Annotated in this window: 27 protein-coding genes and 1 rRNA gene; 21 read left to right on the plus strand and 7 right to left on the minus strand. The window is 40.1% G+C overall.

From position 1 onward, the window contains the following. Positions 1–848: 848 nt before the first annotated feature. A complete protein-coding gene (locus BM380_RS18075) occupies positions 849–2387 on the minus strand; it encodes a phosphoenolpyruvate carboxykinase (protein ID WP_013464243.1) in 1539 nt (512 codons plus the stop codon). A gap of 138 nt (positions 2388–2525) precedes the next feature. Between BM380_RS18075 and BM380_RS18495 the strand changes: the two genes are divergently transcribed. Further along, positions 2526–2654, plus strand: coding sequence for a hypothetical protein (locus BM380_RS18495; RefSeq protein WP_013464244.1), 129 nt, complete (start codon positions 2526–2528; stop codon positions 2652–2654). Here the strand turns inward: BM380_RS18495 and hslO are convergent. Continuing rightward, positions 2651–3496, minus strand: coding sequence for an Hsp33 family molecular chaperone HslO (gene hslO / locus BM380_RS18080; RefSeq protein ID WP_013464245.1), 846 nt, complete (start codon positions 3494–3496; stop codon positions 2651–2653). The genes BM380_RS18495 and hslO overlap by 4 nt on opposite strands. A 12-nt stretch (positions 3497–3508) precedes the next feature. Beyond that, a complete protein-coding gene (gene hslR, locus BM380_RS18085) occupies positions 3509–3931 on the minus strand; it encodes a ribosome-associated heat shock protein Hsp15 (RefSeq protein WP_013464246.1) in 423 nt (140 codons plus the stop codon). Between the two features lie 201 nt (positions 3932–4132). Here hslR and gspC point away from each other — a divergent pair, with 201 nt between their 5' ends. From gspC to BM380_RS18150, 13 genes are all read left to right on the plus strand, one after another. Further along, a complete protein-coding gene (gspC, locus tag BM380_RS18090) occupies positions 4133–5077 on the plus strand; it encodes a type II secretion system protein GspC (protein ID WP_013464247.1) in 945 nt (314 codons plus the stop codon). 23 nt (positions 5078–5100) lie between these two features. Continuing rightward, positions 5101–7167: a type II secretion system secretin GspD gene (gspD, locus tag BM380_RS18095; RefSeq protein WP_016900322.1), complete on the plus strand. Its 2067-nt coding sequence runs from the start codon at positions 5101–5103 to the stop codon at positions 7165–7167. Then, the gene (gene gspE, locus BM380_RS18100) at positions 7160–8725 is read left to right on the plus strand and encodes a type II secretion system ATPase GspE (RefSeq protein ID WP_090495470.1); all 1566 of its coding nucleotides are present in this window, start codon (positions 7160–7162) and stop codon (positions 8723–8725) included. Before gspD ends, gspE begins: the two co-directional genes overlap by 8 nt. A gap of 2 nt (positions 8726–8727) precedes the next feature. Next, positions 8728–9963 (plus strand): type II secretion system inner membrane protein GspF, encoded by a 1236-nt coding sequence (gene gspF / locus BM380_RS18105; RefSeq protein WP_024601512.1) that lies wholly within the window; start codon positions 8728–8730, stop codon positions 9961–9963. Between the two features lie 69 nt (positions 9964–10032). After that, positions 10033–10455, plus strand: coding sequence for a type II secretion system major pseudopilin GspG (gene gspG / locus BM380_RS18110; protein ID WP_016900325.1), 423 nt, complete (start codon positions 10033–10035; stop codon positions 10453–10455). Positions 10456–10504: 49 nt separating this feature from the next. After that, positions 10505–11092, plus strand: a complete 588-nt coding sequence (locus BM380_RS18115) for a prepilin-type N-terminal cleavage/methylation domain-containing protein (RefSeq protein WP_090495472.1) — start codon at positions 10505–10507, stop codon at positions 11090–11092. Next, positions 11092–11466 (plus strand): type II secretion system minor pseudopilin GspI, encoded by a 375-nt coding sequence (gene gspI / locus BM380_RS18120; protein ID WP_013464253.1) that lies wholly within the window; start codon positions 11092–11094, stop codon positions 11464–11466. The genes BM380_RS18115 and gspI overlap by 1 nt, the downstream gene beginning before the upstream one ends. Further along, the gene (gspJ, locus tag BM380_RS18125; RefSeq protein WP_013464254.1) at positions 11467–12132 is read left to right on the plus strand and encodes a type II secretion system minor pseudopilin GspJ; all 666 of its coding nucleotides are present in this window, start codon (positions 11467–11469) and stop codon (positions 12130–12132) included. It begins immediately after the preceding gene. Then, positions 12132–13118 carry a type II secretion system minor pseudopilin GspK gene (gene gspK / locus BM380_RS18130; RefSeq protein ID WP_028834991.1) on the plus strand — a complete coding sequence of 329 codons (987 nt, stop codon included), beginning with the start codon at positions 12132–12134 and terminating at the stop codon, positions 13116–13118. The genes gspJ and gspK overlap by 1 nt, the downstream gene beginning before the upstream one ends. Then, a complete protein-coding gene (gene gspL / locus BM380_RS18135; protein WP_090495473.1) occupies positions 13115–14323 on the plus strand; it encodes a type II secretion system protein GspL in 1209 nt (402 codons plus the stop codon). Before gspK ends, gspL begins: the two co-directional genes overlap by 4 nt. Then, a complete protein-coding gene (gene gspM / locus BM380_RS18140; RefSeq protein ID WP_090495475.1) occupies positions 14320–14793 on the plus strand; it encodes a type II secretion system protein GspM in 474 nt (157 codons plus the stop codon). The genes gspL and gspM overlap by 4 nt, the downstream gene beginning before the upstream one ends. Before the next feature lie 3 nt (positions 14794–14796). Beyond that, positions 14797–15555, plus strand: coding sequence for a type II secretion system protein N (locus tag BM380_RS18145; RefSeq protein ID WP_090495477.1), 759 nt, complete (start codon positions 14797–14799; stop codon positions 15553–15555). Positions 15556–15577: 22 nt separating this feature from the next. Further along, the gene (locus BM380_RS18150; protein ID WP_024601509.1) at positions 15578–16165 is read left to right on the plus strand and encodes a UPF0149 family protein; all 588 of its coding nucleotides are present in this window, start codon (positions 15578–15580) and stop codon (positions 16163–16165) included. A 12-nt stretch (positions 16166–16177) separates the two neighbouring features. On the opposite strand, the gene BM380_RS18155 is transcribed toward BM380_RS18150, so the two are convergent. Continuing rightward, positions 16178–16384: a hypothetical protein gene (locus BM380_RS18155; RefSeq protein WP_013464260.1), complete on the minus strand. Its 207-nt coding sequence runs from the start codon at positions 16382–16384 to the stop codon at positions 16178–16180. Beyond that, entirely contained in the window at positions 16384–16743 is a 360-nt protein-coding gene (locus BM380_RS18160) for a hypothetical protein (protein ID WP_013464261.1), read from the minus strand. Before BM380_RS18160 ends, BM380_RS18155 begins: the two co-directional genes overlap by 1 nt. Before the next feature lie 282 nt (positions 16744–17025). Between BM380_RS18160 and ccoG the strand changes: the two genes are divergently transcribed. The 4 genes from ccoG (at position 17026) to BM380_RS18180 (ending at position 20828) form a co-directional block, all read left to right on the plus strand. Next, positions 17026–18456: a cytochrome c oxidase accessory protein CcoG gene (ccoG, locus tag BM380_RS18165; RefSeq protein WP_090495478.1), complete on the plus strand. Its 1431-nt coding sequence runs from the start codon at positions 17026–17028 to the stop codon at positions 18454–18456. A gap of 80 nt (positions 18457–18536) precedes the next feature. Beyond that, a complete protein-coding gene (locus BM380_RS18170) occupies positions 18537–19511 on the plus strand; it encodes a serine/threonine protein kinase (protein ID WP_013464263.1) in 975 nt (324 codons plus the stop codon). A gap of 35 nt (positions 19512–19546) precedes the next feature. After that, complete coding sequence (locus BM380_RS18175) at positions 19547–20170, plus strand: thiol:disulfide interchange protein DsbA/DsbL (RefSeq protein ID WP_028834987.1); 624 nt, start codon at positions 19547–19549, stop codon at positions 20168–20170. A gap of 19 nt (positions 20171–20189) precedes the next feature. Continuing rightward, on the plus strand, positions 20190–20828 hold the full coding sequence (locus BM380_RS18180; protein ID WP_008113400.1) for a thiol:disulfide interchange protein DsbA/DsbL: 639 nt from the start codon (positions 20190–20192) through the stop codon (positions 20826–20828). Between the two features lie 74 nt (positions 20829–20902). Here BM380_RS18180 and trmA read toward each other — a convergent pair whose 3' ends face one another. Beyond that, positions 20903–22000: a tRNA (uridine(54)-C5)-methyltransferase TrmA gene (trmA, locus tag BM380_RS18185; RefSeq protein WP_090495480.1), complete on the minus strand. Its 1098-nt coding sequence runs from the start codon at positions 21998–22000 to the stop codon at positions 20903–20905. Positions 22001–22164: 164 nt separating this feature from the next. On the opposite strand from trmA, the gene BM380_RS18190 reads away from it, so the two are divergent. Next, positions 22165–23289, plus strand: coding sequence for a DUF5610 domain-containing protein (locus BM380_RS18190; RefSeq protein WP_090495481.1), 1125 nt, complete (start codon positions 22165–22167; stop codon positions 23287–23289). Between the two features lie 66 nt (positions 23290–23355). After that, positions 23356–24144 carry a glutamate racemase gene (gene murI / locus BM380_RS18195; RefSeq protein ID WP_090495483.1) on the plus strand — a complete coding sequence of 263 codons (789 nt, stop codon included), beginning with the start codon at positions 23356–23358 and terminating at the stop codon, positions 24142–24144. Here the strand turns inward: murI and BM380_RS18200 are convergent. Beyond that, complete coding sequence (locus BM380_RS18200; protein WP_013464268.1) at positions 24107–24586, minus strand: RNA recognition motif domain-containing protein; 480 nt, start codon at positions 24584–24586, stop codon at positions 24107–24109. The genes murI and BM380_RS18200 overlap by 38 nt on opposite strands. A gap of 650 nt (positions 24587–25236) precedes the next feature. Between BM380_RS18200 and BM380_RS18205 the strand changes: the two genes are divergently transcribed. Further along, positions 25237–25682: ribosomal RNA gene (locus BM380_RS18205) — 16S ribosomal RNA — on the plus strand; the annotation flags it as partial.

Raw genomic sequence — 25682 nt, forward strand, 5'->3', positions numbered from 1 at the left:
GTCGGGCTTTTTTACGTCTGTAGGAAAGTGAAAATATTAGCTATCAGCCGTCAGCTATCAGCTGCACAGCGTTAACTTGACCACTATATCATGGGTTGAGTATCTCGAAACCTATGGGTAAAAGAATGCGACGAGCACCTTAGAGCCTAATACATACTCTACCGCTGTGGGCACTACGACACTACCAGGCTCCAAATTGAGAAAGCCCGACTAGAAATAGTCGGGCTTTTTACGTACGCAGGAATGACACACTAAAGGCCTGTGGTGATAGATGTTATACCAATTCGCTTAATTAAGCGGTCTATTTTGAGGTAGTAAAAACGGGTTGATAGCTAGGCAAAAAATTCGCTATTTAGTTGCTCTAAATGAGAATTTTTTAACACAGGTAGCGGCAAGTTTAGCCCCGCAAAATGATTGAGTATTATTGCGGATTGGTATTATGTAAAATGCTAAGGGAGTTCAGCGATTAAGCCCAACGTGATTACTTAGGACTGTGTACAATACTAATCTACTTTGCTGGTGAAGTCATAGTCGTGTGTGAGCCTGAATATAGAAGGGGAAGCGTGTCTTTCATATCGCTATCAAGTCTAATGTACGCATATATTGCTAGCTTAAATATATAATGTTTAAACGAATCAGCTACGGCTTTTTTAAGGCCTTATAAGATCGCTGTATGCATATAGAAAAACTTATTTAAGCTGGGCTGAAAAGTGACTATGGTTTTTATTTTAGCTATTAGATGATTTTGCAGAATATATTAAAGAAATGATATTTATTGAGTAAAAACAAGTAGGATCAAAAACGCCAACTCAAGGTTGGCGTTTTAATTATGAGGCTAAAGGTGATTATTAAACTTTAGGGCCTGCATTTTTAATTTCTTCAGATACGTCGTATTTTGCGAAGTTTTCTGTGAAATCAGCGGCTAGTTTAGCTGCATATTCAGCATACTTTGCTTTGTCTTCCCATGTATTGATTGGGTTAAGTAGCTTACTATCTACGCCTGGTACTGCAACTGGTACGTCTAGATTTAGCACGTCAATGTGTTGAGTTTCAACACCAGCTAATTTTCCAGATACGATTGCGTCAACAACAGCACGTGTTGTTGGAATATCGAAACGCTTACCAATACCGTAAGGACCCCCTGTCCAGCCTGTATTAACTAGGTAAACTTTAGCGCCGAACTCGCGTACACGCTTCATTAGAAGTTCTGCGTAGACACCTGCAGGACGTGGGAAGAAAGGTGCGCCAAAACAGGTTGAAAATGTAGATTCGATATCACTGGTAGAGCCAATTTCTGTAGAGCCTACTTTTGCAGTGTAACCACTTAAGAAGTGGAATGCTGCAGCTTCTTCGGTTAGTACAGATACTGGAGGAAGGACACCACTTACATCACATGTTAAGAATACAACCGCTTTAGGCTCGCCTGCACGGTTTTCAACTTTGCGTTTTTCAACATGCTCCAGTGGATAAGCTGCACGGCTATTTTGAGTTAGGCTGGTATCATTAAAATCAGGAACGCGATTTTCATCAAGTACGACATTTTCTAAGATGGTTCCAAAACGGATAGCATCCCAAATAACGGGTTCGTTCTTTTGTGAAAGGTCGATACATTTAGCGTAACAACCACCTTCGATATTAAATACGCTACCAGGTGCCCAACCATGCTCGTCATCACCGATTAAGAAGCGAGTTGGATCGGCTGATAACGTTGTTTTACCTGTACCAGATAAACCAAAGAATAACGCAGTATCGCCTGCTTCGCCTACGTTAGCAGAACAGTGCATTGGTAATACACCTTTCGCTGGTAGTAGGAAGTTTTGCACAGAGAACATCGATTTTTTCATTTCACCCGCGTAGCGCATGCCAGCAAGTAACACCTTACGTTGTGCAAAGTTAATAATAACTGTGCCATCGCTATTGGTACCATCGCGTTCTGGATCACATACAAACGAAGGTACATTCATTACTTGCCACTGAGGGAAGTCTGCTTTGTTGTATGATTCTGGTTGGATGAACATGTTTTTAGCGAAGATATGGTGCCAAGCAGTTTCTGTTGTTACAACCACTGGAAGATAGTGCTCTGGATCAGCGCCAACTTCAAGGTGAGAGATAAAGTGGTCATTGCTTTGCACATGTGCTTCTACACGTGCCCATAACGCGTCAAACTTATCTGCATCGAATGGGCGATTTACATTACCCCATTGGATTTCATTTTCAGTACTTGATTCTTGAACAATAAAACGATCTTTTGGAGAACGACCGGTACGACGACCAGTGTTAGCTACAAAAGCACCATTGGCGGCTAAAGTCCCTTCGCCACGGCTGATAGCGTGTTCGACAAGTTCAGCTGCAGTTAGATCGACAAAACGGGTAGCGCTTGAAGTCATGTTTATACCTAAATTGTGTGAGATTGAACGGGATAGCTCTGGGTCTTAGTAACCTTTAAGCTGCAATTATAGTAACAGATGGATTAAGGATATTCGAGCTTATAAACGCCGTAAAAACATATAAATTAAGGAAAAAACATGAATAATTTCAATGATACCGGTGTCATGAAAAATGCTCAGCTTGTGATACCGGTGTCATTTTTTAGGCACAAAAAAGCCATAAAAAATTATGGCTATTTTGTGCTGTGTTTTATAAAAGTAGATTAGTTAAATATACTTTTTATATCTTGCTCGTTAAACACATAATCTTTTAAACAGTAATGGCAGCTAATTTTAATCTCACCATTTTTTTCAACATCGTCCAAAAGCGCTTGTTGGCCAACATTAACTAAAGCCGTCATCGTTTTTTCGCGGTTACAGCCACATTTAAATTGAATTGGTTGAGGATCAAATACTCGCGGATTATCTTCATGATAAAGACGCGTTAAAATAGTATTGGCATCGAGCTCTAATAGCTCTTCATCTTTAATGGTATTGCTGAGTGCTTCTAAGTGAGCAAAATCTTCAATCGACTTTTGTTTATCAACAGGTAGCACTTGTAAAAATAGCCCACATGCTTTGGCGCTTCCCTCTGTGGTGTCGGTTGCAAACCAAAGGCGCGTTTTTAATTGTTCAGATTGCTCAAAATAGCTTTCTATACATTCACTTAAGGTATCATGCTCTAAAGGCACTATACCTTGGTAACGCTCCCCTTGCGTTGGAGTAATAGTGATAACCATGTAACCTTGGCCTATAAGCTCTCTAACTGTTGACCCAGTCACTTCACTTTGAAGTCGTGCTATGCCACGCATATTTTGTTGGTCGTCACCATTAATAACGGCATATTTTACCGGCCCATCACCTTGTAGTTGAACGGCAATTTCGCCTTCAAACTTTAATGTTGCTGTTAATAAACAGGTTGCAACAAGCAGCTCACCTAGTAATGCTTTAACGGGTTCTGGGTAATTGTGTTTAGCAATCATTTCATTGTAAGCGTTGTCTATTTGTACGAGTTCGCCACGAACATCGAGATTGTCGAATAAATAGCGATGAAGTAAATCTTGTTGCATGAGCGGCTATACCTAACTTGATTTCATTTTTAAAAGTTCGCGTCTTTGCTTTTTATCAGGCTTTTTAACCGGATGAGGTGCAAAGAAGCTGTTATTTTTGCGTGCGATAGTATTTTCTTCACGCTTAGCAATACTTGCATCAGATTCTTGATACAAGGTCTGTGCAATGGGGGCGCTTTGGCGCTTTTCAAGTATATTTAATACTGTGACAGTTTTTTCATCAACGCCTTGGGCTAGCTTTATAACTGCGCCAATTTCTACAATTTTGCTGGCCTTACTACGTTGACCATTATAATGTACTTTGCCGCCTTGTACCATTTCGCGTGCTATTGCTCGCGTCTTATAAAATCGAGCAGCCCATAACCATTTATCTAACCTGACTTTAAGTTCGCTCGAGTTTTCTGAGTTGTCGTTGAGTTTAGCTTTCTTTGTCATGGAACATCTCTAGTAAATTTGGTTATTAGCTAAATTACCATGAAATAGGTATGCCATGAAGTTATAGCTTGATTCTGTAACTAATGAGGAAGATAAATTAATCTGTTTACAAAGTTTAATATTAGCGTGCTTGTTGAATGAAAAATGAAAAGGTACTATGGCTGGGTGATTTCGCTATAAATTAAAATAAGAACACTACTTATGGAACAGCACGTTCAACAATTTAAACTGCTATTAAACCGTTTGCCACACGCTAAATTAAGCGTGTTAGTTATGGTTTTAGTTATTGTTTATATTGCATTTTTGTCATCAAAGCTCGTTTGGCTTTTATGGCCGCACCCAGTAACAACTCCTCTTGCTCCCAGTAGCTACTCTAGTCAAGTCACGGGCGGCAATAACCAGTCTGTCGATTCGATTATTGGGCAATTTTTATTTGGTAAAGTAAATGTAACAAAAAACACCAATACTGCCCCCCAAGCCAAAGTTATTAATAATGCCCCTGAAACGCGCTTAAGTATAAATTTAACCGGTATTGTTGCTGTGAGTAATGATGATAAAGCGGGGATGGCCATTATTGAATCGCAAGGTCGTCAGGCGAGTTACTTAGTTGAAGATGTTATTCAAGGGACACGTGCAAAGGTATCGCAAATACTCCCAGACCGCGTCATTTTAGATGTAAGCGGCCGCTTTGAAACCTTAATGCTTGATGGGCTCGACTTTACCAAAACGGTGTCTATGCCGGTACTAGCCGCGCGAGATGAGCCTGAGATGGGGCCGTTAGCACCTTCATCGCAAAGTGAAGAGCAGATAGATGCGACTGCCAACCTTGAAGTAAAAGAAGCATTAATAGAAACCCGCGAAGAGCTTTTAGAAGAGCCTGGTAAATTATTTGATTACATACGTGTTGCCCAAGCTATGAATGATGGGGAACTTATAGGTTACCGTTTGAGTCCAGGTAAAGAGCCTGAATTATTTAAACAAATGGGATTACAAAATAACGATTTGGCCGTGGCAATTAACGGCTATCAATTAACTGATTTAAAACAGGCTATGGCAGCAATGAATGAGCTGCGAAATAGTACCGATGCAACTATCACCATAGAGCGTGATGGTGAGCAAATCGATGTGCTTTTTAGTCTGCAATAACTTAGCTTTGGAGTTTTAACATAATGGTTCAGGTGCTACACCTCAAAAAAATTAAAAAAGGGTTAGCTAAGTATGCAGCACTTTTTTTAGCGGCAAGTCTCTCTATGTCGGTTGCTGCTGTTGAATATGCTGCTAACTTTAAGGGCACAGATATTAATGAGTTTATTAATATTGTGGGCAAAAACCTTAATAAAACCATCATTATTGATCCTAACGTGCGTGGCAAAGTTAATGTGCGCAGTTATGAGTTAATGGATGAGGCACTTTATTATCAATTCTTTTTAAATGTATTAGAAGTTTACGGCTATTCAGCTGTTGAAATGGATAACAACATTATAAAAATAGAAAAAAGTTCAGATGCTAAAAAATCCAATGTACCGTTAATTACAACGGACAGCGATGCAGCTGGCGATATGATGATCACTCGGGTTGTGCGAGTTAAAAATGTCAGCGTACAAGAGTTAGGCCCTTTGGTTCGCCAGTTTAGTGACCAAAAAGATGGCGGTCATGTTGCTAACTTTAATGCCGCTAACGTGATGATGCTAACAGGACACGCAGCCTCAGTTAATCGTTTGGTAGAAATTATTCGCTCTGTTGACCAAGCGGGTGATAAGCGCGTTGATATTGTAAAACTTAAATATGCAACAGCTGATGATGTGGTATCGGTAGTTGATAATATTTATAAAGACAGTGGCAAGGGCAGCGTTCCTGAGTTTTTAATTCCTAAAGTAGTAGCTGATGGCCGAACTAATAGCGTGATTGTGAGTGGTGAAGGTCAAGCTCGTACTCGCGCCATTGAACTCATTAAACGTTTAGACGGCGAACTTGAAAGCCAAGGTAATACCAAAGTATTTTACCTAAACTACGCAAAGGCAGAAGATTTAGTCAAAGTACTTCAAGGTGTGAGTAAATCGCTGGCAGAGGATTCAAAAGGCGGAGCAACCAACAATGCGCGTAGTAGTAATAGAAATGACACGAGTATTGAAGCACATCCTGATTCTAACTCACTCGTCATTACCGCTCAGCCAGATACGATGCGTTCACTTGAATCGGTTATTGAGCGTTTAGATATTCGCCGCGCACAAGTATTAGTAGAAGCCATTATTATTGAAGTAATGGAAGGTGATGGCGTTAACTTTGGCCTGCAATGGATTTCAGAGCAAGGTGGGATGCTACAATTTAATAATGGTACAACAGTACCTGTTGGTTCGTTAGCCGTAGCGGCAGAACAAGCCCGTGATAAAACGGTGACTAAAAATATCATTGGTACTGAATCAGGTACTGTCACCAAATATGATGAAACAACTGAAGGTGACTACGGCCCGCTTGCATCATTACTTGGTGGCATCAATGGTTTGGCCATGGGGGTAATTAAAAATGACTGGGGCGCAATTGTTCAAGCGGTTTCAACCGACACTAATTCGAATATTCTAGCGACTCCATCTATTACTACAATGGATAACGAAGAAGCATCTATTTTAGTTGGTCAAGAAGTGCCAATCATTACTGGTTCGCAAACAGGTAGTAACAACGAAAATCCATTTCAAACGGTTGAGCGCCAAGAGGTGGGTATTAAACTTAAAGTAACCCCTCAAATTAATGATGGTTCAGCGGTGCAGTTGACTATAGAGCAAGAAGTTTCAAGTGTTAGTGGCGCAACAGCAGTCGATATTTCGGTGAACAAGCGCGCAATTAAAACTACTGTAATGGCCGATGATGGCGGTATGGTGGTATTGGGCGGCTTGATTGATGAAGATGTACAAGAGAGTGTTTCAAAAGTGCCACTATTAGGCGACATTCCTATTTTAGGCCACTTGTTTAAGTCAACTAATACAACAAAGCGAAAACGTAATCTAATCGTGTTTATTAGACCGACCATTATTCGCGATGGCGTTAGTATGAATAAGCTCAGCTTTAGTAAATATAACTTTATTCGCGGTGAGCAATTTAAAAAGCGTGAAGATGGCATTAACTTGATGCCAATGTCTGATACGCCTATTTTACCTGAGTGGAATGACGAATTAGTGTTACCACCTACGTACGAAGAGCATTTACGCAAACAAAATGCACAAGAGCGTAACAATGACTAATGCGATAGAAGATATTAATCAAGACGTTATTCATCCAGCTGCACATAACAACGATGAAATGCTTGAACAAGAGGATTTAATTGAGCTGCCTGCAAAGCGTTTGCCGTTTTCATATGCAAGGCGGGTGGGTGCGTTACTTAGTAAACATAAGGATAACCGAGTTGTTTACTACCGTGGCGAGTTGGATATTGATGTATTGCTAGAAGTGCGCCGCATTGCAGGACATGGCTTCACACTAGAGCAACTAGAAGATGATAAATTTGAGTTATTACTAGAAGCATCGTATCAACGTGACAGCTCAGAAACTCAGCAAATGATGGAAGATATTGGTAACGAGGTTGATTTATTCTCGCTGGCTGATGAGCTTCCTCAAACTGAAGATTTACTTGCTGGTGATGACGACGCGCCTATTATCAAACTCATTAATGCCATGTTGAGTGAGGCCATTAAGGAAGGCGCATCTGATATCCACATTGAAACGTTTGAACAAGAACTGGTTATTCGTTTTCGAGTGGATGGCGTACTCAAAGAAGTTTTAAAACCTAATCGTAAATTAGCCTCTTTGCTGGTATCGCGTATTAAAGTAATGGCCAAACTCGATATTGCAGAAAAACGCATACCGCAAGATGGCCGTATTAGTTTACGTATTGCAGGGCGTGCAGTAGATGTGCGTGTATCGACTATGCCATCGAGCTTTGGTGAGCGAGTCGTATTGCGTTTGCTTGATAAAAACAATGCGCGTTTAAACCTTGAAGATTTAGGCATGACCGCGAAAAACCGAGAGCTATTTGCTGATTTAATTAGTAAGCCTCACGGTATAATCTTAGTTACAGGCCCTACAGGCTCTGGTAAAAGTACTACTTTATATGCCGGTATGAGCCAAATTAACTCGCGGGATCGCAATATTTTAACGGTTGAAGATCCCATTGAGTATGAAATCCCAGGTATTGGCCAAACACAGGTTAATACCAAGGTTGATATGACTTTTGCCCGTGGCCTACGCGCTATTTTACGTCAAGATCCTGATGTGGTTATGGTTGGTGAAATACGTGACTTAGAAACCGCTCAAATTGGTGTACAAGCATCGCTGACTGGTCACTTAGTTATGTCTACATTGCATACTAATACCGCCTCAGGTGCAATTACCCGTATGGAAGATATGGGTGTTGAGCCATTCTTATTATCGTCATCATTACTCGGCGTATTGTCACAGCGCTTAGTACGTACCTTATGCAATAGCTGTAAAGAAGGGCATATTGCAGATGAGCGTGAATGTGAATTACTCGGCGTACCGTTTGATAATGCTCCGACGATTTACCGCGCGGTAGGGTGTGAAGAGTGTAACTTTAACGGTTATCGTGGTCGTACAGGTATTCACGAATTATTAGTCGTTGATGAAACTATTCGTGAAATGATCCACAGCGGTAAAGGTGAGCAAAGCGTAGAGAAATATATTCGTAAACGCAGCCCAAGTATTCGTCAAGATGGCTGCAGCCGCGTACTTGCGGGTAAAACAACGCTTGAAGAAGTATTACGCGTAACCCGTGAGGAAGGCTAACAATGGCGGCGTTTGAATACCGTGCATTAGATGGCCGGGGAAAAGAAAAAAAAGGAATTTTAGAAGCGGATACAGCAAAGCAAGTTCGCCAACTTTTACGCGATCAAAAGCTAACCCCCCTCGAGGTCGTGCCAGCTGCTCAAGATGATAAACAAGTTCGAGGTCAAAAAGCGCCATTATTAGGCTCTTTATTTAAGCCGACAATATCAACGTCAGATCTTGCTTTGATTACACGTCAACTTGCGACCCTAATTCAGTCAGCCTTACCCGTTGAGGGTGCCGTGATGGCGGTTGCTGAGCAGTGTGAAAAACCACGGCTAAAACGTATGTTAATGTCTGTGCGCTCTAAAGTGGTGGAAGGGTATACGCTTGCTGATGGGATGAGTGAATTTCCGCATGTATTTGACGATTTATACCGTGCAATGGTGGCCGCAGGTGAAAAGTCAGGTCACTTAGATCAAGTACTTAACAGATTGGCTGATTACACCGAGCAACGCCAACATATGCGTAGCCAAATTACGCAAGCGATGGTGTATCCCATTATTTTGGTCGTGTTCGCTATTGGTATTGTTTCAGTATTATTAGGTACTGTGGTGCCTAAAATACTAAAAACGTTTGAAAAAACCAAACAAGTATTACCTTGGACAACCGAATGGGTCATGGCGGGTAGTCATTTTGTACAAAATTATTGGTTTGTTAGTTTATTAGCGATCACGGCGATTGCTATTGGAATTAAATACGCACTTAAAAAACCTAAAGTACGGTTTTGGTGGGATGCAAAAGTATTAAATATGCCAGGCATAGGTAAGGTTGCCAGAGGGATTAACACGGCGCGCTTTGCCCGTACATTAAGTATTTTATCGTCAAGCTCAGTGCCGCTACTTGAAGGAATGCGTATTTCAGGCGGGGTGTTGGTTAACGAAAAAATAAAGCAAGCAGTGGCAGATGCCGCAGAAAGAGTCAGTGAAGGGGCGAGTCTTCGTGCTTCACTACAGCAAACTAAGTTGTTTCCACCAATGATGCTACATATGATAGCCAGTGGTGAAAAGTCCGGTGAACTTGAGCAAATGTTAGAGCGTGCTGCTAACAATCAAGATCGCGAGTTTGAAAGTATGGTTAATGTGTCATTAAAATTATTGGAACCGGCAATGATTGCCTCTATGGCAGTGATTGTGCTTTTCATAGTAATGGCAATTTTGCAGCCAATTATGGCAATGAACAAGGCCGTAGGTCTTTAAGTATTTTTTATATTAATGATTTAAACAAATCATTTTTGCTTAGTGTTTTTAGAATAACGAGGTAATAACGTGAATAAACAATCAGGTTTTTCTTTATTAGAAGTCATGGTGGTACTGGTTATCATCGGTATGATCATGTCGATTGTGGCACCTAATATTATGGGCCAGCAAGAAGAAGCGGCTATTGATAAAGCGCATTTAGATATTCAGCAGTTAGAAGATGCTATGAGTTTGTACAAGCTTAAAAATAAAAGCTATCCAAGTACAGAGCAAGGTTTAGAGGCATTAGTTACTAAAACCAGTATTGAGCCCATTCCAAAGCGTTTTCCTGATGGTGGCTTTATTAGCAAGTTACCAGAAGATCCATGGGGTAATAATTATCAATTAATCAGCCCTGGAGAAATAGGTAAATTTGACATCTTTTCGATGGGTCCAGATGGCGAACCAGCCACCGAAGATGACATTGGTAATTGGGATGAAGATAAGCAGTAATGACCAATAACTTTACCATGCACTTAAACATAATACATTGGGGCTTGCCATGCAGGTAAGCCCTAAGCACCTGAGTGCAAAGTATTATGGTTTTAGTTTAATAGAAATTTTAGTGGTATTGGTGATCATCGCCTTTGCCACCAAAATGGTGGTATACAGCTTAGATGGCGGCGCTGAAGAAGCGTTAGACAAGCAAGCAAATAGGCTGCATACCACCATTAATGCCGCATCGGAATTTGCGGTGCTTAATCAAATAGAATTAGGCCTTTTAGTTGAGCAAAATACGCTTGAATTTTTAGTTTTTGATGGCGAAAAATGGATTAGCTTTGATCGTGAAGCTTTATTTAAGCCAATTGAGATCGAACCCCAATTTAAATTAACACTTAATCTTGAAGACCTACCTTGGGCACAAGATAACTTACTAGAGCAGTCAAATTGGCGTGAGCTAATGAGTGGTAACAATGAAGACAGTTTATTAGAGCTTAAAAAGTTAAAAGTACCGCAAGTGCTTATTTTATCCTCTGCCGATGTAAGTGCGTTTCAGCTCATGCTTGAATTAAAAGATCAGTCAGAGCCGGTGTACTTTATTGAAGGTAAATTTGCAGCCCCAGTCGATTTTCGTCGAGAGCCCCAATAATGAAAAAATACCACGGGTTTACATTATTAGAAGTCTTAGTTGCACTGAGTATTTGTGCCATGGCGGGTATTGCGGCAATGCAAGCAACCGGTGAGCATATTCATCACTTATCAAGTATTGAAGAACAAACGTATGGCTCATGGGTCGCTGAGAATGTATTGGTAGAACAACGAACGAAAGGCGAAAAATGGCAAGGTAAAAATGGTACCCGCGGCAGTGAGATGATGGCGGGTATTGAATGGTTTTGGCGCCAAGATGTTGTGCCCACTGCCGACAAGAGCTTTGTAAAAGTCACTATTAATGTGTTTACGGATGATAAGTACGAAAATTCAATTTATGAGTTAAGCACTTACTTAAATAAAGGTAAGCTTTAAGTGAAGCAGCGCGGTTTTACATTATTAGAAGTGATGGTGGCACTAGGTGTGTTGGCGTTTGTGATTATGGCCACCCACCAAATACTTGATACCACAACGCGAGCTAAACAAGCATCAGATGAAAAAATTGCTGAACTAAATGGCTTACAAACTGCATTTAGATTGATGGATCAAGACTTTAGCCAAATGACTAAACGCCAAGTACGTAATGAAGCTGGAGATTTTCAAGAGGGATACTTACTTGCTGGACGCTACATTTTAGAAAGCCAGCTTGATGGTATTGCCTTTGTACGTGATGGTTGGATGAATCCCATTAACTTACTCCCTCGCTCAGAGTTACAAGCTGTTGGTTATCGCGTCATTGATGACAAGTTAGAACGCGTATATCGCATTTATGTCGATCAACTCGATAATATGGAGCCTCGTAGCCAAGTTATTTTAGCCGCAGTCGAAGAGCTTAAATTTGAGTTTTTAGATGGTAGCGGTAAGTGGCAAGAAGACTGGCAAATTAAGGCATTACCTAAAGCCGTTGCGGTAACTATAAAGCAAATGGATGCGGAGCCTATCAGGCGTGTGTTTTTAGTGCCAGGACTCGGTAAAGAGCTACCTAAACCAGTAACTGAGGGGACTAACCCGTCGCAACCTAATGGCCGAGGTACGCCTTGATGAACCAACAATCTTCGCGCGGCGCGGCTTTGGTTATTGTGTTATTTATTGTCGCGCTTGCAGCTATTTTAGCCGTTGAAATGAGTGCTAATTTAATGGTGCAAGTACAAAGAAGTACCAATTTACAAAGTCAGCAACAAGCGAAATGGTATGCCTATGGTGCTGAAGAGCTAGCAATTAAAGGTTTAATTCAAAGTAAAAAAGACGATCCTGAAAAAACCACATTAGCGCAGCCCTGGGCAAAGCAAGGCGATGTAAAGTACCCTGTTGAGAACGGCACTTTAAGCGGCCAGTTGACTGATTTACAAGCGTGTTTAAATTTAAACGCGCTTGGGGTTGAGCCAGACCCAAATAGCGGTAATAAAACTAACCCAGCACATAAAGCGTTGTTTGCTATTTTAGAAAATATAGATGATTTACCCAGTGATGAATCAGAAGAAGGGATGGCCGACAGTGTGTTTGATTGGCTTGATGAGAACAGTATAACCTATCGCTCTGGTGCCGAAGAGGGGGAGTATTTATCTCGTCAGTTTCCATATATGACGGCTAATAGCTTATTTGCATCGGTGTCTGAACTGCGTTTAATTAAAGGGTTTAATCCTTTGGTTATGGAAAAAGTGTTGCCTTTTGTCTGTGTGATCCCAGGCAGCACATTACTTTCAATTAATGTTAATACAATCACTGAAGAGCAAGCATTATTACTCAGTGGCTTAATAGATGAACTTAGTGTTTCAGGCGCTCAAGCGGTAATTGCAGCGCGTCCTGAAAATGGTTTTGATAATATTGAAGAGTTTTTTGAATCTGTATTACAACAAGGTGGTAAAAACATCAAAGCAGTAGAAAAACTTTTTAGTGTGAAAAGTGAATATTTTAAATTACAAACGCAGGCAAAATTTGTTGATTTGCGTTTTTCGATGACCACATTACTGTATGCCAGCAATGGCGAGGTAACGATACTGGCGCGAAAATTTGGAGGCGTACAGTGACAGAGATACTGTTGATCCGCACGGGTCAAACCGAACAAGACTTACTTAACTGGTTAATATACTCACCACAAGAACAAGAAATAATAGCCAGTGGCGAGTTACAAAATGCCAGCCAGTTAAGTGAGTTAACTGAAAAAGCATCAACCCGAGAGCTCGTGGTACTTTTACCATGCGATCAAGTGCAATTAAAAACGGTGATACTGCCAACTAAATGGAACCGTAAGCTAGAGCAAGCACTGCCTTATATGCTCGAAGAGGATATTGCCTGTGATATAGACGATATCTATATAGCGCTTGGGGAGCCGACAATGGTTGAAGCGCAGCATGCAATTAGGGTTGCGCTAATGAATCGCGATTGGTTTGAGCACTGGTTAGAGGTGTTTGAGCACCACCAGCTCACTGCTCATAAAATAGTGCCGGATGGCTTGTTATTGCCCAGTGCAGAAGAGCCTTGTGTAGCGGCAATTGAGCTCAACAAGCAATGGCTATTTAAAAAAGGTGACTGGCATATCGGTGCGGTTGAAAGCAGCTGGTTAAAGGAATATCTAACGGCTTTAGGTAACCCTGATATAAAACATTACAGCCCTGCAGAGCAATTTCCCGAAACGCTTACCTTGCATCCGCAAACCAGTGACTATGAGCTGCCGTTAGCATTATTTGCTAAGCAGTTAGATCAGCTTAAATTTAATTTGCGTCAAGGGCCTTACACGATTAAAAAGAAAACGGCTTTATGGTGGGGTTACTGGAAAAGTGCCACCATAATTAGTGTTATTGCTTTGCTATCGAGTGTGGCTATTAAAGCGGTTGAATTACATCAGCTCAATTCGCAGCTTGAGGTAGCTAAATCACAAGTAGTAGAGCGATTTCAAAAAGCCTTTCCAGGCACGCGGGTGCGCCCTCACTTAATTAAAAATCAAATACAGGGAGCACTGGATAAAGTACAAGGTACGAGCGATGCTGGCTTTTTAGATTTAACCAGCAAGCTGGTGAGTGTATTTTCACAAGTGAGCGAATTTACACCGCAAACCTTACGTTTTGATAAGCGCCGTAATGAATTACGTATTCGTGCTCGTGCAAAAGACTTTCAAACCTTTGGTAAGGTTAAAGCCATTCTTGAGCAGCAAGGTGTGACTGTTGAGCAGGGGTCGTTAAATAATGATGGTGATTATATCGTCGGCGAAATTAGACTGCGAGGTGCACAATGAAACAGCAGTTCATGAAATATTGGGGTTCATTAAAAGAACAAGAGCAGCACTTAATAATGGTTGCGGGTGGTGTATTTATTATTTTTGTTTTGGTAATGGGTATATTTAGACCCTTAAATACGGCAATAGAAAATGCGCAACAATCACAAATAAAACAACAAGAATTGCTAGCATGGGTAGACGACAGTATCGTTAAACTTAAAGCAGCCGGTAAAGCGCAAACGGTGAGCAATCAAAATCTCAGCCAAATAGTGAATAATACGCGCGGTCGTTACAGCATTAATATTAGTAAAATGCAGCCAAATGATAATTCACTTCGTTTAACACTCGACTCAGTGGAGTTTAATCAATTAATCCAATGGATTGACGAGCTGGTTAATCAGCATGGTTTAAGCGTAGAAAATTTAGATTTAAGCCAAGATGATAAATCCGGTTATGTACGCGTTAGTCGTTTAGTATTAGAGAAGTAGTTAATGAAAAAAATAATAATTTTATCCATCGTTTTTGTAATTAGCTTTCTTGTTTTTAGCGTTATTAAATTGCCCGCTGCAGTGGCTTTAAATTTTGCTAAACCTTACTTACCTGCGCAGTTAGAGGTAGGGCAAACTTTTGGTACGCTATGGCAAGGTCAAATAATGCAGCTTCGCTTTCAAGGTGAACAGTTAAATAATGTACGTTGGGATATATCAGGCTGGTCAATCTTTAAAGCTCAAGTAAATACTAACTTACATTTTGGTAATCCTCGCGAACGTGATGACATTTCTGGGTATGCAGATATTAGCTATTCTCTCACAAATGACGAACTTAAAATAACCGACACAGTAGTCCGATCAACGGTTGAGCGTGCTATGCAGCGCATTGATTTACCGTTACCGGTTACTGCTAAAGGACGCGTTATTTTAGAGCTCGATGAGTACGTTTCAGGCGCTCCTTATTGCCAGTCATTACAAGGTGAAATAGCCAGCCCTGATATTGATGTGCAAGGGCTAACTGGCTGGTTTAATATAGGCGATTTAAGCGGTAAGTTAAGTTGTAAGTCGGGCGATGTAGCCATACTTATCGAGCCAAATAATAGATTAGGGTTAGAGGCTGATGCTACACTAAAAGCCAATTTTGATTTTAAAGTAGCGGGATATGTTAAACCTGATCTCACTTTACCGAAAGAAGTTCATGACGCGGTGAAGTTTTTAGGTAGACCAGATAACCAAGGTCGGTATCCACTTAAATTTTAATATTTTATAAAAAAGAGTTTTAATGCAAATACCTCAGTTTACTGAGCAGCACGCCAAACTGCTCAGCGAGTTTTTAACTACCCAGCCTGGCGCTATGAGCCTTATTCAAAGCCAAGGTTATTTATTTGGCACTATTTGTTCACCTGAGCCATTAGAAGTACATCAATGGTTAGAGCAAATTCTACCTAATACCGCCAATGACCTTGATGAAGACATGTTGTTTTTGTTTATGGCATTACATCACCAAGTAAGTGAACAAGTATTTGAACTTGGTTATAAGTTACCCGCTGAGTTTGACCTTGAGTTTTGTCAGCAGTGGTCTGCAGGTTTTTTAACTGCAAGCCAAACGTATACTCATAAGTTACTCCAGAGTGAGCAACTAGATATTCAATACAAGCAAGCGCTTGAAAGTGCACAGGCGACTCTTAGCTTTTTTGCATTAGATAAACCAACGATTGCACAGATTGCACAGCAAAATAATATCGATGAATTACATTTGTGTGCGCAGCAGTATGAATTAATGGGCGACTTTGCGTTAGGTTTTGCTGAACTTATAGAAATTGTCGCGCTTAATAGTGGTTTGTATACCGATGAAGGGTGGGATGAATAAGTAGGTAAAGCCTTAAGCGCCAATCTCTAATTCAATATCAGTGCAACCTTGTTTGCACTGTATTACTCCCTTACCAGGTTCGCTGGTGGCTAAATTTAACGTTAATACACCCTGGCAATGCTCACATTTAAGTGTTTTACCTTGTGCCAACTGCTTAAGCATAGTGCGGTGCTTGTGAAATGAGTTACTTGCTTTTTTATTTAATCCAGAAAAATCCATTATTTCACTCTCGCTTGCGCTAATGACTCTTTGATAATGCGACATACCGTTGTTAAACGTTCTGAATAAAAGTAAAGGTTTAGATCGCCTTGACGACAATAGCGTAGTTCAAACAACTTTACTGACTCATCATTGGTAAAGGTTTTATCAATATAGTCTTCTTCGGATCTTGAAAGTGCTAACTGTTTATTGATTTTGTTTCTTGTCATGGTTGCGACAGGAAAACGATCGACTTTAGTTGTGCTGCTTAACAAGCCTATACCATCACCGAGTAAGCGCTCACGAGGCTCTTTTACCAAGGGGTGATCAATGGTAAAAAATGCTAGGATCACAACCACTAGTATAAAAAATTTCTTCATAAATACACAAACCTTGATCCAAACAACACGTTAGTAGCCGGCAAGTGTAATAAAATACACCTTAAAAGCAAGTCACAAGTTGAATAAATTATTAGCAATCTAGTCAGTAATTTTAGCCAATATGCGTATAATAAGAGGAGTAATTAGATATTTCTGAAATATCTGAAAGTATACAAGTGCGACCTAAAGCGTATTATGTTTAGCATGTAAGTTGCTACACTTAGGCGAAAAGTACAAAAAGATTGCTGAATTTTTATTTCCTAGCGGCGTTGAGGAACTTCAATGGATAAGCAAATTAAAGTAAAAAACATACCAACAGAGGTTAAGATCCAAAAACCCGATCTGAGCCGTCAAGAAGATAGATTTAACCCACGCAACCGTATTTATGTGCGTGCTGTTTCAGGACTCCATCAATTACTAAGACAACGTATTGGCTTTTTAGGCATGCTGGCGTTTATGTTATTGCCATGGATCAACTTTAACGGTCAACAAGCTGTTTTATTTGAGCTAATGGAGCAAAAATTTAATATTTTTGGCTTAACCCTGTGGCCACAAGATTTCACCATTCTTGCATTTATATTTATGCTAGCAGCGTTTGCCTTATTTCTGGTTACCACTTTTTATGGTCGAGTGTGGTGTGGCTATACATGTCCGCAAACAGTATGGACCTTCATTTTTATTTGGTTTGAAGAAAAGTTTGAGGGCAGCGCAAACCAACGTAAAAAGTTAGATCAACGGCCGATGGATTTTGACAAGTTCTGGCGTAAAACGGCTAAGCACACTAGTTGGGTATTATTTTCTTTATATACTGCGTTAACGTTTGTTGGTTACTTCACGCCTATTCGCGAACTACTGCCTGAATTTGTTACCTTTAATGTAGGCGGTTATGCCTTAGTTAGTATCATTGTATTTACTATTTGTACTTATGGTAACGCTGGGTGGATGCGAGAAATTATGTGTTTACATATATGCCCGTATTCACGTTTTCAGTCAGCAATGTTTGATAAAGACACCTTTACTGTAAGCTATGATGAAACTCGTGGTGAAAACCGAGGGCCACGTTCTCGTAAACAAGACCCTAAAGAGTTAGGTTTAGGTGACTGTATTGACTGTAACTTGTGTGTGCAGGTTTGCCCAACCGGGATTGATATTCGTAATGGTTTGCAATATGAGTGCATAAACTGTGGCGCTTGTATTGATGCCTGTGACGGCGTAATGGATAAAATGAATTACCCTCGAGGCCTTATCTCTTACACCACCGAGCGTAATTTAGAAACACCGGAGTATAAAACCCATCCGCTGCGTCCAAAGCTGATTGGTTACAGTGTTATTTTAATCTTACTTACCGGTGCGCTGGTTGCTAATATCGCCATGCGTAAAACCATGGACTTTGATATTATTCGCGACCGCAATCAGTTGTATCGTGTCGATTTTAATGGTTTAGTTGAAAACACCTACACCTTAAAAGTAATTAACAAAGCACAATACGAGCAAACATTCTCTATTGATGTAACAGGGTTAGATAATTATAAATACTTAGGTGATACTACCTTTACAGTAAACGCTGGTGAATCGCATAATGTACCGCTATCACTGGTAATGGATCCTTATGATTTAAAAGCGCCAATGACCGAGTTTAACTTTGTGTTGTCGCCAATAAACGAGCCCGATAATAAAATATCGCAGCCAAGCAACTTTTTTAAGGCACGATAAGTCGCTTTATTAAAGGCAAACGAGCACTGTTATTAACAAAAAGGCGGGATATTCCCGCTTTTCTTTTATATAAGAAGTATATGAGTAAATTTAGCTTTATTGACTTAACCCCAGATCTTATTTTGGATGCCATAGAAAGCGTGGATATTTATGCTGAGTCAGGGTTGTTAGCGCTAAATAGCTACGAGAATCGGGTGTATCAATTTGTAGCCGAGGGTGCAAAGCGTTACGTCGTTAAGTTTTATCGCCCTGAGCGCTGGAGCAAAGCGCAAATTCAAGAAGAGCATGACTTTGCTTTTGAACTAGCCGCCGCTGAAGTACCGGTGGTGGCGCCAATAAAACACAATGGGCAAAGCTTGTTTGAACATCAAGGGTATTTGTTTACTTTGTTCCCAAGTGTAGGCGGGCGTTTATTTGAGGTGGACAATTTAGATCAACTCGATGTGCTCGGGCGTTTAATCGGTCGTATGCATCAAGTAGCCAAAACGAAACCCTTTACCCAAAGACCGACCGTTACCTGTGATGAATATTTAGATACAGCTAAAGTTCATTTACAAAAAAGTAAGTTAGTCCCTATGGGATTAGAGACTTCCTTTTACACTATTTTAGATTTAGTCATTGCTCAAACTCAACAGCAATATAAAAATGTAGAAGGCATTCGCTTACATGGTGACTGCCATGCTGGTAATATCCTATGGGCAGGAGATGCATTAATGTTTGTTGACTTAGACGATAGCCGTCAAGGTCCTGCAATTCAAGATTTATGGATGATGCTCAGTGGCGATCGACAAACACAGCTGTTACAGTTAGACACTTTAGTGAATGCATATGAAGAGTTTTGCGATTTTGATCACTCACAACTTAAGCTGATCGAACCGCTTCGGGCTATGCGTATGATTCATTACATGGGGTGGGTTGCAAAACGTTGGAGTGATCCTGCTTTTGTACGGAACTTTTCATGGTTTGCAGATGACAAATACTGGGAGCAACAAATTTTAGCGCTTAAAGAGCAGTTTGCAGCTTTGCAAGAAGCCCCGTTAAAATTATTGCCATAATATTTTTATTTAAAAAGAAGTATAACGAGATATTCATGCTTAAAAAATTAAAACTAAGTTTACTGATCCTATGTTTACCTTTTGCAGCATTAGCTGCTAACTTTGAAGCGGGTAATCAATACACTGTAATTGATGTTGAAAAAAGTAAAACCCCGAATGTAACCGAGTTTTTCTCTTTCTATTGCCCACATTGTTTTAAATTTGAGCCGGTAGCCAAAGGGATTGCAGAAAACTTACCTGAAGGGGCTGAATTTGTAAAAAATCATGTCAACTTTTTGGGAGGCGTTTCACCACAAGCGCAAAGTAATTTAAGCTTTGCTTACTTAATCGCAAAGAAACACGGTCAAGCTGAAGCGGTAACAGCGCAAATTTTTAAAAGCATTCATATACAACGTGCGCCATTAACTGAAATTAAAGACGTTAAAAAGTTATTAGAGCTTAATGCAATTGATAACGCGACATTTGATAACGACATCGCTAGTTTGCCTATCATAGCAGCTGAACGTGCCATGCAAGATAAGCAGAATAAATATTCTGAACTTGGTGCATTAACTGGCGTTCCTACATTTATCGTAAATGACAAATACAAAATCAATATTAATACAATCAAGAGCCAACAAGAACTTGATGAGTTAATTAGCTTTTTACTAAAACTATAATTTTTGGAGCACCACAATAATGATCAAATTAGTTAAAGCAGGGTTACTTGCTGTATTACTCCCTTTAGCTGCAACCAGTTTTGCTGCCACTTACGAAGAGGGCGTGCATTACGATGTCGTCTCTGATCGTGCAACCAGAAAACCAGAAGTAAAAGAGTTTTTCTCTTTTTACTGTCCTGCATGTAATAACATGGAACCACTGCTGGCCGAGATCAAACCTAAGCTAGATAAAAACGTAAAGTTTAAGAAAAGCCATGTAGATTTTGTGGGTGTACGTGACCCAGAACATCAAACCATGATCAGCCAAGCATTAGCTACAGCTGAAGTACTACCTCAAAAAGATAAAATTATTTCAGCGATGTTTGATCATATCCATGCAAAGCGCGCTCGTTTTAATGAGCTTGCAGATGTAAAAGATGTATTTTTAGCTCAAGGCGTAGATGGCGACAAGTTTGATAAATTATTTGAAAGCTTCTCGGTACGTACACTTAGCTCTAAAATGAAACGTGACCAAGATTACTTTAAAGGTAAAGGGGCACTGCGTGGCGTTCCTACATTTATTGTTAATGGTAAATATAAGCTTAACTTAGGTGGCGAGTCAGGCATTTCATCGCCAGAAGATGTAAGCGCACTCATTAATTACTTAGCAAATAAATAAGTAGTTTGGTTAAATAAAAAAGCTCCTTAAGGAGCTTTTTTTATTCTTACAACGTGCGCTGTTTAATGCTTTTTTTATTTACGTTGTAAAAACACACCAGATTCAATGTGGTGTGTATAAGGGAACTGATCAAATATTGCAAAGCGCTTAACCTCGTGGGTTTGCGTTAAGTGTTCAAGGTCACGCTCTAATGTGTCTGGGTTACATGAGATATAAATAATATTTTCATAATTAGCCACTAAGTCACACGTAAGCGTGTCCATGCCTGCTCTAGGCGGGTCGACTAAGATGGTTTGGCAGTTGTAACTACTCAAGTCAATGCCATCTAAGCGAGAGAAAGTACGCTCGCCTTTCATTGCCTGAGTAAACTCTTCGCTCGACATGCGAATAATATCTAAGTTAGTTACTTGGTTTTGAGCAATATTATATTGCGCTGAATGCACCGACGATTTTGATATTTCCGTCGCCAGCACTTTATTAAATGAACCAGCAAGTGCAATAGAAAAGTTTCCATTACCACAATACAGCTCTAGTAAATCATTGTTTAGTGGTTTACATAACTCTTGTGCCCACTCTAACATTTTAATATTCACCTTCGCATTAGGCTGAGTAAAGCTATTTTCTACCTGTTGATAGATTAGCTCTTGGCCATTCACCATTAAGCGCTCAGTAACAAAGTCATCGCCCAATTTTTCTTTTTGCTTACGTGCACGGCCAATAAAGTCAATTTTGTACTGGCTACTTAGCTTTTCCTTTAAGGCATTGATCTCAGTTAACCAGTGTTCATCAAGTGGCTTGTGATATAGCAAGCTCACTAAAATTTCACCACTGAGGGTTGATAAATAATCTATTTGAAATAATTTACGACGTAGTACTTCGCAGCCTTTTAAATTATCAATCATCACCTGCATAATTTCACCTACTAAAGGAGCTGCAGGGTCAAAGGTATCAACACGTATTTTATCTTTTGTTTGTTGATCAAACATAATATGAAACAGATCGTCACCATCGTGCCATACTCTAAATTCTGCACGTTGGCGGTAGTTAATGGGCTCAGAGCTAAATACTTCTAACTGTTTTACACCAAAACGTTGAAATTGCTCTGTAATACGCTGCTCTTTTTCATTTAATTGTGCATCGTACTGCGTGGTATCTATATTTATAACTGCCATTAACGGTATAACCTTATCGTTGAGATCTGTTTATCGGCGCTATTGTAGGGAGCGAAGCGTATTTGTCTAGTTTTGATCAAATATAGTGAGCTTTTTTTGAGCATTTTACTACAGTATAGGCTTACTTGGCCGATATAAGAGTAAGTCTAAATAGGAGTCTTCTCATGAAAATAGGTAACTTTAGTTTTGTTCCAAACAGTAATGCTAATAAATACAATACTAAACAAGCAATGCCACAGCCTAAAATAGACTCGCCACCAACTAGTTATCAGCAACGAGGAAAAGAACTGGCTGCTGCCGTATTAGGTGACAAAATGGCAAAAGGACTAGGTTTGCCGGTCGCTGAAACCAAAAAAGACAAACCACTGTTTGATTTTAATGAAGTCGTTAAAAATGTTTTAGACTTTGTAACAAGCTCGGTAAATAAAGCCAAAGCCAATGGTGCTAATGATGAGAAACTACAAGATATGCTAAATCAGGCACGTAAAGGAGTGCAGACGGGTGTTGATGAGGCTGTGGATGAATTAAAAGGCATGGGCGTATTTAATCAAGAACTTGAAGAGGGTATTGATAAGTCTAAAGAGGGTATCTTTAGTGGCCTCGATAAATTTGAGCAGAACTTATTTAACCCACAACCTGCAAGCGTAACTGTTAGTCAGGCGCAATATGTAAGTTTAAGCAATAGTGCTGATTATACATTTACCACAGCAGAAGGTGATGAGGTGAGTATTAGCTTTGCAGATGCTTACCAATCGCAATCATCTAGTCGCTATCAAAAAACAGATGATTCACAATCATTTAGTACGCAATTTTCTGAATCCCGTGAGCTCTCTTTCTCGATGTCAGTAAACGGTGAGCTTAATGAAGACGAGCAGCAAGCCATAAATGATTTAATGGCAGAGTTACAAGATGTCAGTAAAACCTTTTTCAGTGGCGATTTAGATAAAGCATTTGAACAAGCCCAAGAACTCAGTTTAGGTAATGAACAGCTGGTGGCATTCTCAATGGACTTACGTCAAAGCAAAACCGTTGCTGCCATTAAAGAGTATGAACAAATTAAGCCAACATCAGAAAAAGCCATTGCCGAAACAGTTGCCCCTTTTAATGATGATCTAAAATCGGCTTACTCTAAAGCGCAAACCCTAGGATTAGAAAGTCAGCTATCAGGTATCATTCAATGGCTAAATCAAGATCAACAAGAAATAGATAAACTGGTTGATTACACTAACACCATGTTTGAAAACTTAGATAAACTAAACGCCGCTACTGCGATGCTAGGCACTGAGTAAAACTACTTTCTTTTATAAAAGCCACATGGCAAACTGCCGTTCTTAGTAAAGAGTAGGAATGGTAGTTTGTCAGCGCACATCATGGTATTTGATTCAGGTATAGGTGGAACCACCGTGCTTGAGCATATTCAGCAAAGCATTCCTCATGCTCAATACAGCTACTTTATGGATAACGCATTATTGCCATATGGTGCGCAATCGCAACAAACCATCATTCATCGCCTATGCGGATTGATCCAATTTATTAAAGATGAGTCACTTAATGTCGACTTAATTGTTATAGCCTGTAATACCGCCTCAACATCAGCGTTAAGTGCGGTGCGCCAAATTACCGATATTCCTATTGTTGGGGTTGTACCTGCAATTAAACCCGCAGCGCAATTAACGCAATCAAAGCATATAGGTTTATTGGCAACTCCCGCAACGGTATCAAGCCCCTATACTGATGCACTTATAAAAGAACATGCCTCATCGATAACCACAAGTTTATATAGTAGTGTTGAACTGGTCACTTTGGCAGAGACTCTCTTTTTTACCCAGCACTTAGATATCGATAAGTTGCACACTGAGTTAGACCGATTAAATATTAATAAAGATATCGATGTACTGGTATTAGGCTGTACTCACTTTCCTATTTTAGCTAAACCAATCAGTGATTACTTTAATACGCAAGTACAGTTATTAGACTCTGGTGCGGCCATTGCTAAGCGAGTTAGTTCTTTACTCAAATTAAGTGATAATCAAGCAGGCATAAAAAAGCCGCTGCACTATTATGCAACGGCTGATGTATGTAGTGATAAACTAGCGGTTAAGCAAGTTACACTGTTTGATCCGACTCTGAACGATAAGAGTTAGAATCATCTTCTTGTTTTTGTTTTGCTTCACGTACTTTCAAAGTACGTTGTTGGAACTCACTATCGTTTAGCTTAGCAATTGCATTATCAGCATCTGCTTGTGCCATTTCAACAAAGCCAAAACCGCGACGCTTGCCAGTATTTTTATCTTTTAACAAACGAACGTTAAATACTTTGCCTTGCTCTTCAAATAAAGTACGAACTACACCTTCATTTGCGCGATAAGGAAGATTGCCAACATAAAGTGTTTTTGTTTTTACTTCGGCTTCTTCTGTACTTACTGATGACATTGCAGCAATAACAAGTCCACCAATTAATAAACCGGCACCGAATAGAAGTGCAGGGTCTAATGCTAGGCTTGCAAGCGCAAACTTAACGATAACAAAACCAACAACAGCAAGAATAACTGCGAAGATAAAAGATTTTTGATCGGGTAATTTCATTTTTGATCTACCAATAAACAGGAAATAAACATTAATTTAACATTGTGAACTTGCTATCTTAACGTCTTAATTGAACATAGCAATGAAATTTATAGCAAATAGTTAATAAGAGTGTAAAAAACAACCGATAGTAAGGCGTTTCTTTACTATTTTAGCCTCGTTTGTTTGAAACTTGAGCAAACGGTAAAAAGATCTAAAAAAAAGGTTGATCTGTTTTCGGATCTCCCTATAATGCGACCCCACTGAGACGGGGAACGCCAACGCATAGCGAGGCATGAGCTGCTCAGAGAGTTAAGTAAAACTTAAGTTTAAATCATCGCAAGAAAGTTTAAAATTAAGTGTTGACTCGAAAAATAAAGGATGTATTATACGCATCCCTAGCGACAACGTCGCAACGTTCTTTAACAATATAAAGCAATCATCTGTGTGGGCACTCGTACAGATTGAGTTCTAACAGCCAAGCTACTTCGTTCTTTATTGAGCAAGTAACGAGGCAAACAAATTTAGAGTCTCAATGTGATTTCTCGAAAGAGAAGCTGAGTGACCAACAGAATAGTTACTTAGGTAATTATTCAGCACAGTCAATTCAATATCGAAAGATATTAAATAAATTCAGAATTCATTGAGCTGTCGAAAGACATAAAACTTTTTAATTGAAGAGTTTGATCATGGCTCAGATTGAACGCTGGCGGCAGGCCTAACACATGCAAGTCGAGCGGTAACATTTCTAGCTTGCTAGAAGATGACGAGCGGCGGACGGGTGAGTAATGCTTGGGAACATGCCTTGAGGTGGGGGACAACAGTTGGAAACGACTGCTAATACCGCATAATGTCTACGGACCAAAGGGGGCTTCGGCTCTCGCCTTTAGATTGGCCCAAGTGGGATTAGCTAGTTGGTGAGGTAATGGCTCACCAAGGCGACGATCCCTAGCTGGTTTGAGAGGATGATCAGCCACACTGGGACTGAGACACGGCCCAGACTCCTACGGGAGGCAGCAGTGGGGAATATTGCACAATGGGCGCAAGCCTGATGCAGCCATGCCGCGTGTGTGAAGAAGGCCTTCGGGTTGTAAAGCACTTTCAGTCAGGAGGAAAG

It is taken from the genome of Pseudoalteromonas sp. DSM 26666, from assembly GCF_900116475.1.
Lineage (GTDB): Bacteria > Pseudomonadota > Gammaproteobacteria > Enterobacterales > Alteromonadaceae > Pseudoalteromonas > Pseudoalteromonas tetraodonis.

Bases quoted from the DNA above. Each gene is read 5' to 3' on its own strand.
- BM380_RS18075 (WP_013464243.1), bottom strand. From the start codon at position 2,387: ATGACTTCAAGCGCTACCCGTTTTGTCGATCTAACTGCAGCTGAACTT.
- BM380_RS18495 (WP_013464244.1), top strand. From the start codon at position 2,526: ATGAATAATTTCAATGATACCGGTGTCATGAAAAATGCTCAGCTTGTG.
- hslO (WP_013464245.1), bottom strand. From the start codon at position 3,496: ATGCAACAAGATTTACTTCATCGCTATTTATTCGACAATCTCGATGTT.
- hslR (WP_013464246.1), bottom strand. From the start codon at position 3,931: ATGACAAAGAAAGCTAAACTCAACGACAACTCAGAAAACTCGAGCGAA.
- gspC (WP_013464247.1), top strand. From the start codon at position 4,133: ATGGAACAGCACGTTCAACAATTTAAACTGCTATTAAACCGTTTGCCA.
- gspD (WP_016900322.1), top strand. From the start codon at position 5,101: ATGGTTCAGGTGCTACACCTCAAAAAAATTAAAAAAGGGTTAGCTAAG.
- gspE (WP_090495470.1), top strand. From the start codon at position 7,160: ATGACTAATGCGATAGAAGATATTAATCAAGACGTTATTCATCCAGCT.
- gspF (WP_024601512.1), top strand. From the start codon at position 8,728: ATGGCGGCGTTTGAATACCGTGCATTAGATGGCCGGGGAAAAGAAAAA.
- BM380_RS18115 (WP_090495472.1), top strand. From the start codon at position 10,505: ATGCAGGTAAGCCCTAAGCACCTGAGTGCAAAGTATTATGGTTTTAGT.
- gspI (WP_013464253.1), top strand. From the start codon at position 11,092: ATGAAAAAATACCACGGGTTTACATTATTAGAAGTCTTAGTTGCACTG.
- gspK (WP_028834991.1), top strand. From the start codon at position 12,132: ATGAACCAACAATCTTCGCGCGGCGCGGCTTTGGTTATTGTGTTATTT.
- gspM (WP_090495475.1), top strand. From the start codon at position 14,320: ATGAAACAGCAGTTCATGAAATATTGGGGTTCATTAAAAGAACAAGAG.
- BM380_RS18145 (WP_090495477.1), top strand. From the start codon at position 14,797: ATGAAAAAAATAATAATTTTATCCATCGTTTTTGTAATTAGCTTTCTT.
- BM380_RS18150 (WP_024601509.1), top strand. From the start codon at position 15,578: ATGCAAATACCTCAGTTTACTGAGCAGCACGCCAAACTGCTCAGCGAG.
- BM380_RS18155 (WP_013464260.1), bottom strand. From the start codon at position 16,384: ATGGATTTTTCTGGATTAAATAAAAAAGCAAGTAACTCATTTCACAAG.
- BM380_RS18160 (WP_013464261.1), bottom strand. From the start codon at position 16,743: ATGAAGAAATTTTTTATACTAGTGGTTGTGATCCTAGCATTTTTTACC.
- ccoG (WP_090495478.1), top strand. From the start codon at position 17,026: ATGGATAAGCAAATTAAAGTAAAAAACATACCAACAGAGGTTAAGATC.
- BM380_RS18170 (WP_013464263.1), top strand. From the start codon at position 18,537: ATGAGTAAATTTAGCTTTATTGACTTAACCCCAGATCTTATTTTGGAT.
- BM380_RS18175 (WP_028834987.1), top strand. From the start codon at position 19,547: ATGCTTAAAAAATTAAAACTAAGTTTACTGATCCTATGTTTACCTTTT.
- BM380_RS18180 (WP_008113400.1), top strand. From the start codon at position 20,190: ATGATCAAATTAGTTAAAGCAGGGTTACTTGCTGTATTACTCCCTTTA.
- trmA (WP_090495480.1), bottom strand. From the start codon at position 22,000: ATGGCAGTTATAAATATAGATACCACGCAGTACGATGCACAATTAAAT.
- BM380_RS18190 (WP_090495481.1), top strand. From the start codon at position 22,165: ATGAAAATAGGTAACTTTAGTTTTGTTCCAAACAGTAATGCTAATAAA.
- BM380_RS18200 (WP_013464268.1), bottom strand. From the start codon at position 24,586: ATGAAATTACCCGATCAAAAATCTTTTATCTTCGCAGTTATTCTTGCT.